At 49.3% G+C, this 8,365-nt stretch carries 9 protein-coding genes; 4 read left to right on the forward strand and 5 right to left on the reverse strand.

Going from position 1 to position 8,365, the window contains the following annotated elements:
- The 5 genes from BUA12_RS09505 to BUA12_RS09525 form a co-directional block, all read right to left on the reverse strand.
- Nucleotides 1–506 (reverse strand): dihydrodipicolinate synthase family protein (locus BUA12_RS09505; protein WP_143146126.1); only part of this gene is annotated, 506 nt, incomplete at its 3' end.
- Nucleotides 490–1,911: a Na+/H+ antiporter NhaC gene (nhaC, locus tag BUA12_RS09510; protein ID WP_072710377.1), complete on the reverse strand. Its 1,422-nt coding sequence runs from the start codon at nucleotides 1,909–1,911 to the stop codon at nucleotides 490–492. The genes nhaC and BUA12_RS09505, both read right to left, overlap by 17 nt.
- A gap of 15 nt (nucleotides 1,912–1,926) precedes the next feature.
- Nucleotides 1,927–2,667: a hypothetical protein gene (locus tag BUA12_RS09515; RefSeq protein WP_072710378.1), complete on the reverse strand. Its 741-nt coding sequence runs from the start codon at nucleotides 2,665–2,667 to the stop codon at nucleotides 1,927–1,929.
- Between the two features lie 12 nt (nucleotides 2,668–2,679).
- Nucleotides 2,680–3,684 (reverse strand): proline racemase family protein, encoded by a 1,005-nt coding sequence (locus BUA12_RS09520; protein ID WP_072710379.1) that lies wholly within the window; start codon nucleotides 3,682–3,684, stop codon nucleotides 2,680–2,682.
- Nucleotides 3,681–4,856: an NAD(P)/FAD-dependent oxidoreductase gene (locus tag BUA12_RS09525; protein WP_245772803.1), complete on the reverse strand. Its 1,176-nt coding sequence runs from the start codon at nucleotides 4,854–4,856 to the stop codon at nucleotides 3,681–3,683. The genes BUA12_RS09520 and BUA12_RS09525 overlap by 4 nt, the downstream gene beginning before the upstream one ends.
- A gap of 134 nt (nucleotides 4,857–4,990) precedes the next feature.
- Here BUA12_RS09525 and BUA12_RS09530 point away from each other — a divergent pair, with 134 nt between their 5' ends.
- The 4 genes from BUA12_RS09530 to BUA12_RS09545 are packed head-to-tail and all read left to right on the forward strand — an operon-like array spanning nucleotide 4,991 to nucleotide 8,184.
- Nucleotides 4,991–6,358: a sigma-54 interaction domain-containing protein gene (locus BUA12_RS09530; protein WP_072710380.1), complete on the forward strand. Its 1,368-nt coding sequence runs from the start codon at nucleotides 4,991–4,993 to the stop codon at nucleotides 6,356–6,358.
- Between the two features lie 54 nt (nucleotides 6,359–6,412).
- Nucleotides 6,413–6,691: a (2Fe-2S)-binding protein gene (locus BUA12_RS09535; protein WP_072710381.1), complete on the forward strand. Its 279-nt coding sequence runs from the start codon at nucleotides 6,413–6,415 to the stop codon at nucleotides 6,689–6,691.
- Nucleotides 6,684–7,022, forward strand: a complete 339-nt coding sequence (locus tag BUA12_RS09540) for a (2Fe-2S)-binding protein (protein WP_072710382.1) — start codon at nucleotides 6,684–6,686, stop codon at nucleotides 7,020–7,022. The genes BUA12_RS09535 and BUA12_RS09540 overlap by 8 nt, the downstream gene beginning before the upstream one ends.
- On the forward strand, nucleotides 7,009–8,184 hold the full coding sequence (locus BUA12_RS09545; RefSeq protein ID WP_072710383.1) for an NAD(P)/FAD-dependent oxidoreductase: 1,176 nt from the start codon (nucleotides 7,009–7,011) through the stop codon (nucleotides 8,182–8,184). The genes BUA12_RS09540 and BUA12_RS09545 overlap by 14 nt, the downstream gene beginning before the upstream one ends.
- The last annotated feature ends 181 nt before the right edge of the window (nucleotides 8,185–8,365 follow it).

Consider the following 8,365-nt stretch of genomic DNA (forward strand, 5'->3'; position numbering starts at 1 on the left):
GTCGATTCCTTGATGTACTGGACGTTGTCCAGCTCCTGATCGATTTTGTAGATCGTCTCATTTTCAAGGTCCACGTTTGCCGTGAAGGGATTGTTGTACATCATGATGGGCTTCGTCACGACATCATTGACATCCTTGAACTGGTGGAACGCTTCCTCTTCCGTCGGCGTCATGTAGAATGAGTTGATCAGCAGGTGACCGTCCGCGTTCGTCTGCTCAACGAATTTCGCATACTCGATCACTTTATCCGTCCGCTCATCCGCGATGCCGACCAGCAGTTTCGTATCACTGTCCTTGATCTGGTCACTGACCTGCGTGATGATTTTCTCCTTCTCCACATCATCCAGGGACGCAAACTCCCCCGTCGAGCCGACGATGATGATGCCCGCCACTTTCGCCTCCAGGAAATACTGGACATTCTCCTTCAATCCTTCATAATTCACGCTGTAGTCCTCGTTCATTGGTGTGATCAATACTGGAAATACTCCCTCAAATTTGTTCTGCATGTTCTTTATCCCTCTCCATTTCATATTTGTCTTTCTTCGCTATGAATAATCCTGCATAACCGTAAATCAAACTGATGATGATGACCAAAATGCCATACCAGAAAAAAGGCAGATATGCGAGTGTCGCCACGCCCAGTGTTGTCGCCATGAATATACCGCCATCCGACCACGGCACCATAGGGGTCGTCACCGTGCCGCCGGCCTCCACGTTACGTGAGAGCAATGTCCGGCTGACACCTTGCCTGTCATAGTTTTCTTCAGTGATCTTTGTACCCGTCAGAAGTGATACATACGCTGCACCGCCAAAGAATACACCGAAAAAGGATGCAAGAAGTGTCGTGGATGTCAGGCTGCCTGTGCTGGTCGCCCATCTTGCGAAAACGTCCCCAATCACCTTGAAGGCGCCAATTGACTGCAGCAATCCACCGACACCGAGTGCAAGGAGGATCAGCAATATCACCTCAAGCATGAATGTGATGCCGCCGCGATCGAGCAGGTTATCGATGAAATCTATGCCTGTTGCAATACCGCTCCCGGTGTAAAGCGTCTGGATGGCTTCTATGAAGCTATACCCCTGGAACCACGTCGCCCATAAGCTCCCAAGAAGTGCACCGAAGAGGATGACAGGCACTGACGGCAGTTTGAATATGAGCATGATGACGACAATGACTGCCGGCAGCAGCATGAGCCATGAAATATTGAAAGTCTCTTCCAGATTTGCCATTGTATTTTGGGCGATCGACAAATCACCGCTTCCATCAGTAATGACGACGCCGACGATCCAATACAAGATACCTGCAATTATGAAGGCAGGTATTGAAACGTAGGACATGGATTTGATGTGGCTGAACAGGTCGACCTTTGATAAATATGCTGTCATTACCGTGGTATCCGAAAGGGGTGACATCTTATCACCGACGTAACATCCCGAAATCACCGCGCCGGCGACAAGATATACAGGCAATCCGAAGCTCTCCCCGATCGCCATCATCGCGATGCCGGCAGTCCCTGCTGAACCGAATGATGTACCTGTGGCGAGTGCCGTGATGGCACATATGACCATCGCGGCCATCAAAAAGATGCCGGGGCTGATGATGCCGAGCCCGTAATAGATCATCGTCGGTACGATGCCGCCGGCAATCCATGAACCAATCAGTGCACCGACAGCAATCAGTATGAGCGTCGCCCCCATGCCTTCATGGATGCCCTTCAGCAGGCCCCTTTCCATTTCAAAATAACTGTACCTCAGGTAAACTCCAAACCCCATAATGACGAACCATACCGTTAAAAGTGCCAGTTGTATGGGCAGCTCCAATACCACTATGAAGCTGAACATGATGATGACGAACAGTATAAGTATACTGATCAACATCGGTATACTCGGTAATCTCCCTTTGTTTTCCATGACTCTCCCCCTGTTTTACTTGATTACGAAACCCTTTGAATATATATCTGATTCATCAATATAAAATTGAGAATTTGATACCAGAAATTGTTTAAATGTGTATTGTCCATTCATAACTTTCACCCTGCCCCCGTTCAGAGCAGAAAGATCATCCTGCTTGTAAATTTTATTCAGCACAGACACAGCTTCACTCACCGGATAGGCGAGTATGACCTTTTCTTCATTGACGGTGACATGCCTGTCACGGTGAACGAGTACAAGATAACCTTTGAAATCTACATAAGCTTCCACGAATTTTTTGATCTCTGTAATATTTGCAACCGACAGTTCAAAATCCACTGATTCAACACGGACATCCTCACCGTCTGCCACATACACCCCATTCATACTTCCAACTTCGTGAATATTTTCAAACCCGAGGCCCTCATGTGTATAAGTGTAAGCACTCCCTTGTTCCCTGATGGTGTACTTCTCACTTTGTACGATCGTTCCACGTTCGAGTAGCGACTGGATGAAACTTTTCAGCAGTATATTTCTATTATCCAAAACAGAATTGGAATGGATTTCAATATCGATGATTGTTCCAGCCGGCTCATAAATGATCAGATTGACATACTTGCTGCCCCTCGGTTCATTCAGCAGCAGATCGATATTGTTGAAACCTTCAACCGTCCCCGCGAGCTCATTTTTGTGGACGATCCTGAGCTGCTGGCCGTTGATGTGAATGTCATGACTGTTGATCACTTTCCGTATCACTTCCCCACCTCCTTAAATTTCAGGTATCAGCAGATAACCCTGATTCACCGGATCATCTTCATGATAATAAAAATCGTGCCGGCCCATGATCCAGGCGGAACCTGTAATTGATATCCTGTTATACGTGATGCCTGCCTCTTCCCTTGTGCTGAGGAGTCGTGCTTTGAACTGTGAGCCCGTGATGCTTTCATGGATGAAGGTCTCATTCAGCCCGAGCGCGCCATCTTCATATAATGTGGAGACTTTGGCACATGTCCCTGTTCCGCACGGTGAGCGGTCGATGCCGCCCGGCGGCACGATGACTGCATTTTTTGTGACATCCCCCGGCGTGTATAACTCCATATGGGTCAGTTTATTGATGAACGGGAACTCCGGATGCTGCACTGTATGTTCCGCATTGATGGCATCCCGGATTTTCATCGCCACAGAGACAATCTTCTCCGAATTGCTGACATCGAGATCGAGTCCCAAATCTTCGGCTTTGATGATGCCGTAGAAATTGCCGCCGTATGCGATATCGCATTTGATATCTTTCTTGTCTCCATAGTCGATGTGGACCGTCTTCAGATGGAAGGCATCCGTGCTGACGAAAGTGACTTCTTCGACTTTGCCCTCCGTCACTTTGCATTCCGCTTCGACGACGCCCGCCGGGGTGTCCAGCACGACCATCGTCGAAGGTTCTGTCACTTCCACATATCCAAGCTCGACGAGTGCCGTGCATGTGCCGATCGTATCATGCCCGCACATGGGCAGATAGCCTCCGGTCTCTGCAAAGATCACACTGAAGTCTGCTTCTTCCTTCAACGGCGGAAGGACGATGGTGCTGCTCATGACATCGTGCCCCCTCGGCGGGTAGACGAGGAATTTCCTGATGTGGTCATGGTTTTCCTTCATATCCAGCATCTTCTCCTGGATGGTGTCACCCTTAAGCTCCGGCATGCCGGTGAGCACTGTCCTTGTCGGGTTGCCTCCGGTATGTGTATCGATCGTTAAAAACTGTTTTGCATTGATGTTCATAGTGTCACCTCCTTGAACCGCGACAGGTTGAGCGGACTGATGTCTTCAGTGAGTGAACCGGTCACCATCTCACTCATCCATTTACCGGTGATGGCACTGAGGCCGATGCCGTCGCCTTCATGCCCCGCCGCAACATAATAGTTTTCAATATCCGTATCTGAAATGATCGGCAGGTGGTCGGGCGTCCAAGGCCTGAGCCCGGCATAGGAACGGATGACATTCAGGTTTTTCATCTCCGGGAAATATTCGATCGCCCGCTCTGCAATGAGGCGGATGATGTACGGGTTCACTTTCGTGTCGAAACCGGTGAATTCCCGGCTGCTGCCGATCAAGAAGTTCTGGCTTTCCGTCGCCTCGTGCACAAGCGCAATGCCATAGTCGTTCATCACTTTCGGCGCTTTCCTCTCTCTGCCGAACTTTGTCATCAGATAGCCGAATTCCTGGATTTTCCGCGTGCCCATCAGTTCTGTCCGGGACGCGACCAGTATATGTCCTTTGCGTGGTTTGATCGGCATATCGATATCAAGCATCCTGCTGACTTCAGGCGCATGGATGCCACCGGCGTTGATCACTTTATTGGCGGTGAAAGTTCTTTCGCCGGAATATATTTTAAACGTTTCCGCATCCGTTTTCTTCAGGCCGGTCACCGGTGAATGCTCATAAAGGCTGAAATTGTGCTTTTTCGCTTCGTTGATCAATGAAAAGGTCAGCATATAGGGATTGACCGTTGAGTCATTCGTACATTCAAGCCCCCCTGTCAGATGATCTGCAAAGTACTTGGAGTCATTCTTCAAATCCTCCTTGGAGAGCTTCCTGAAATATTGATGGTCCCCATTCGCCGCGTTATGCCGGTCGACCCAGACATGAGCCTGTTCCAGTTCCTCATCGTCCGCACATAGGAAAATGCTTCCGGGATGCCTGAATTCAAACGGCATTTCAAGCTCGGCGGACAACTCTTTGATCAGTGCCTGGCTTTTGATTGCCATCCAGCTGTCAAAGCCGGGTTCTTTATCTATCAACAGCACATTACCGTCGCATTTCGAAGTTGTACCTGAAGCGACTGTATTCTTTTCCAGCAGTCCCACTTTCAAACCCTTCTTCGACGAATAATAGGCGATACTTGCACCCACGATGCCCCCGCCTATGATCATCACATCAAAATGACTGCTCAATGCACCTCTCCCCCTTTACTTTTATATAAGAAATAAACGTGCCAGCTTCTTACGGGGATATCATATTATCATTTGTGATAAATAGTAAAGAAATCTATAATGATTATTATAAAGTTTACACAAGGGGAGATAAAATGATTGAAAAGAAATTGATTGAAATCCTCATCAATTTTTATAACCATTCATTCACCATCATCGATAAAGACGAAAAATTGATCTACTGGAGCGTTCGTGCATCCGAAATCTTCAATCTCAAGCATGAAGACGTCATAGGGAAAGACATCAAGGAAGTATTTTCCGAAGATCAACTGCTGATATTGGAGGCATTGCGCAGGAACCGGTCATTTGAGAAGAAGCGCCATCAGGCCACCCCGGACATTCATGTGGACATCAAGGCAGAACCGATCAATATCCGGGGTGAAGTGCTCGGTGCGGTGGTATCCGAAGTCGATGTCACGTCCCAGATCAAAAAGGAAAAAGAACTCATGGAGCTTAAGAGCAAAGTCGATGTTTTAAGTGATAACGTCAAACATCTGCATAACGATGACCCTTTCAAGAACATAATCTACAAGAGTTCCATCATGGAGAATTTAAAGAATCAGATTGAAAAGGCCGCAAAAACCAATGCGAATATTCTGATCACCGGCGAGACGGGTGTCGGCAAAGAGCTTTTTGCCCAGGCGATTCATAAGACGAGCAGGCTTGAAGGCGACTTCATCCCCCTCAACTGTGGTGCCATCCCGATGGAGCTGTTCGAATCAGAGCTGTTCGGATATGACGGCGGTGCCTTCACGGGTGCAAACAAGGGGGGCAATGAAGGGAAGATCGAACTTGCTCATGACGGCACTTTATTCCTTGATGAAATAGGTGAGATGCCACTTGAAATGCAGGTGAAGTTCCTACGCATCCTCCAGGAAAGGAAATACTTCAAACTCGGCGGTAAAAAAGAGCAGACGACGAATTTCAGGCTGATTTCCGCAACGAACAAGAGGATCACAGAGCTTCTGTCTTCGGACAACTTCCGATCGGATCTGCTTTACAGGATCAATGTCATCAACATCCATATACCGCCCCTCCGTGAGCGTCCGGATGATATCGAGTCCTTATTCTACTATTACCTGTTCCAGCTGTCTGATAAATACCGGAAGGACCTCTTGTACGCCGACCAGCAGCTGCTTAAGGAAATCAGGGCGTATGAATGGCCGGGCAATGCCCGGGAGCTCATCAATGTCGTGGAGAGGCTCGTGATCTTTTCGAACGGCAGTTCACTCGACAACAGCATCTTTCATCAATATCTGGAAGAGGTCGGATCTGACCGGGCCATGAACATTTACAGCCTGCCCGGAGGTGATATTGAGCTGAAGGAGTATGTGGATCGGGTTGAAGCCGACTACATCAGGCGTGTCCTTGAAAACCACGATCATAATATCGAAAAATCTTCAATAGCGCTCGGGGTCAGCCGGCCGACACTATATGCGAAGATTAAAAAATTCAACTTATGAATGGCACGCTTATTTCTTATCTGATTTTAAGGATAATATAATGGGGTGAACATTATGAACAGTAACGAAGATTTTACAGTATGCAGATGTGAAAATGTCACATATTCTGAAATGATGAAAGCGATGGAAAAGGGGGTCAACAATTCGAGGGAGATGAAATTGAAGACACGGGCCGGCATGGGATTCTGCAACGGCAGGACATGCGGGCACCTGATCAATAAAATCACAGGGGATACACAGCATGCCGAACCTCAGTTCATACATTTGAAGTCACAGCCGCCGATTCGGATGATCTCATTCGGGACCCTGGCCGGAGGTGAATACAATGACTAGAAGAATAATCGAACATAAAATCCTCGGGTCGAAAAAAAGCCCCCTCATCCCCTTCATCTGGAACGGTGAAACATATTATGGTGCTGAAGGGGAAAGCATCACGGCAGCCCTTCTGGCCAATGATATCCGCACGCTCCGATATCACGAAAGGGACGGGGCGCCCCGGGGCCTCTACTGCAACATCGGGCACTGTTCGGAATGCAGGGTGAAAGTGGACGGCAGGGAAAACGTCCGCGCCTGCCTGACGCCGGTCCGTGAAAATATGATAATCGTACGCCAGGGCGCCCTGCCCCATCTCGTCGAAGGGGGCGGTCACGATGGCGCATTATGATGTGATCATCATCGGCGCCGGTCCTGCAGGACTCAGTGCCGCCAACATATTGAAAGATGAAAAGGACGTGCTGATCATCGATGAGTATTATCACCACGGCGGCAGACTGCTCGGTCAGCTGTACGAAGAATCGAAGGGCAGATGGTGGAATGGCATGGCAGTTGCGGACAGACTGTACCGTCAGCTTGATGATAAAGTCACATTCAGCCTGGGCACCTCAGTCTACAATGTTGAAAAAGAGCATTCGATATTCACCGTATATACGGATAAGGGGCACGTCACTTCCGGGCATCTGATCGCCGCGACGGGTTCAAAGGAAAACGCCTCGCCGATGCCCGGGTGGGAATTGCCGGGTGTCATGACCGTCGGTGCAGCCCAGGTGCTGACCAATTTCCAAAGGGTTGCACCGGGAGAGTCAGGAGTCATCATCGGCATCAATCCACTATCCATGGTGATCAGTATGGAGCTCGGTTACGCTGATGTGGAAGTTCGTAAAATATGCCTGCCTGCTGAAAATAAAATCAATTCAGCCACTCCGAAAGAGGCGCTGGAAACTCTGCTGAGCCTAGGCCAGTCTGCGCCTTCGAAATTTTTGGCGGTTGCTGCGGATATCGGAAACAGGCTCTCACTGCTTCACGGTCTTGCATTGAACCTCTTCCCTTCAAAAGGTGTGAAGGCACTCGGCATGCCCATTTCGATCAAGGAAAGGGTCGTGAGGATCAATGGCACGGATAAAGTCGAGTCCGTCACCACCGTGAAAACACGGGCCGACGGCAGCGTGATCAAAGGGACCGAAAAAGAGATCGCCTGCGATTTCGTCTGCATCTCCGATGGCCTGTCACCGGTGAATGAAATCACATCGCTCTTCAATTTGAAGCATGTATACATGGAGTCCCTCGGCGGTTATATTCCAATCCACAGCGAGAAGATGGAGACCGAAGTGGCGAACCTTTATGTCGCCGGCAACATCACCGGCATTGAAAGTGCCAAAGTCGCGATGCTGCAGGGCGAAATCGCGGCCCACCATGTTACAGGGAATGCAGAAGCACTCAAAGAGGCTTTGAAGAACATCGCCAAAGAACGTAAAAAAGCCACGGTGAAGTTCCATAAAGACGTGGATGCCGGCCGGGAAAAACTCCAGTTGTACTGGCTGGCGAAATAAAGAGATGCCGGGTAGGAGTCGGCCCGGATGGAATTTGAAACAGGGAGGTCCCCGTGCGGATTCGGATCCCCCATCCGGACGGAGCCAGAGGTGCGGCGGCCGCCGTCTGGATACAGCACCGAATTCCGGACGGAGCAAGAGATGCGGCGGCCACCCTCTGGATACAGCACCGAAATCCGGA

Origin of the sequence: Lacicoccus alkaliphilus DSM 16010, from assembly GCF_900142805.1 — a bacterium.
Taxonomy (GTDB): Bacteria; Bacillota; Bacilli; order Staphylococcales; family Salinicoccaceae; genus Lacicoccus; species Lacicoccus alkaliphilus.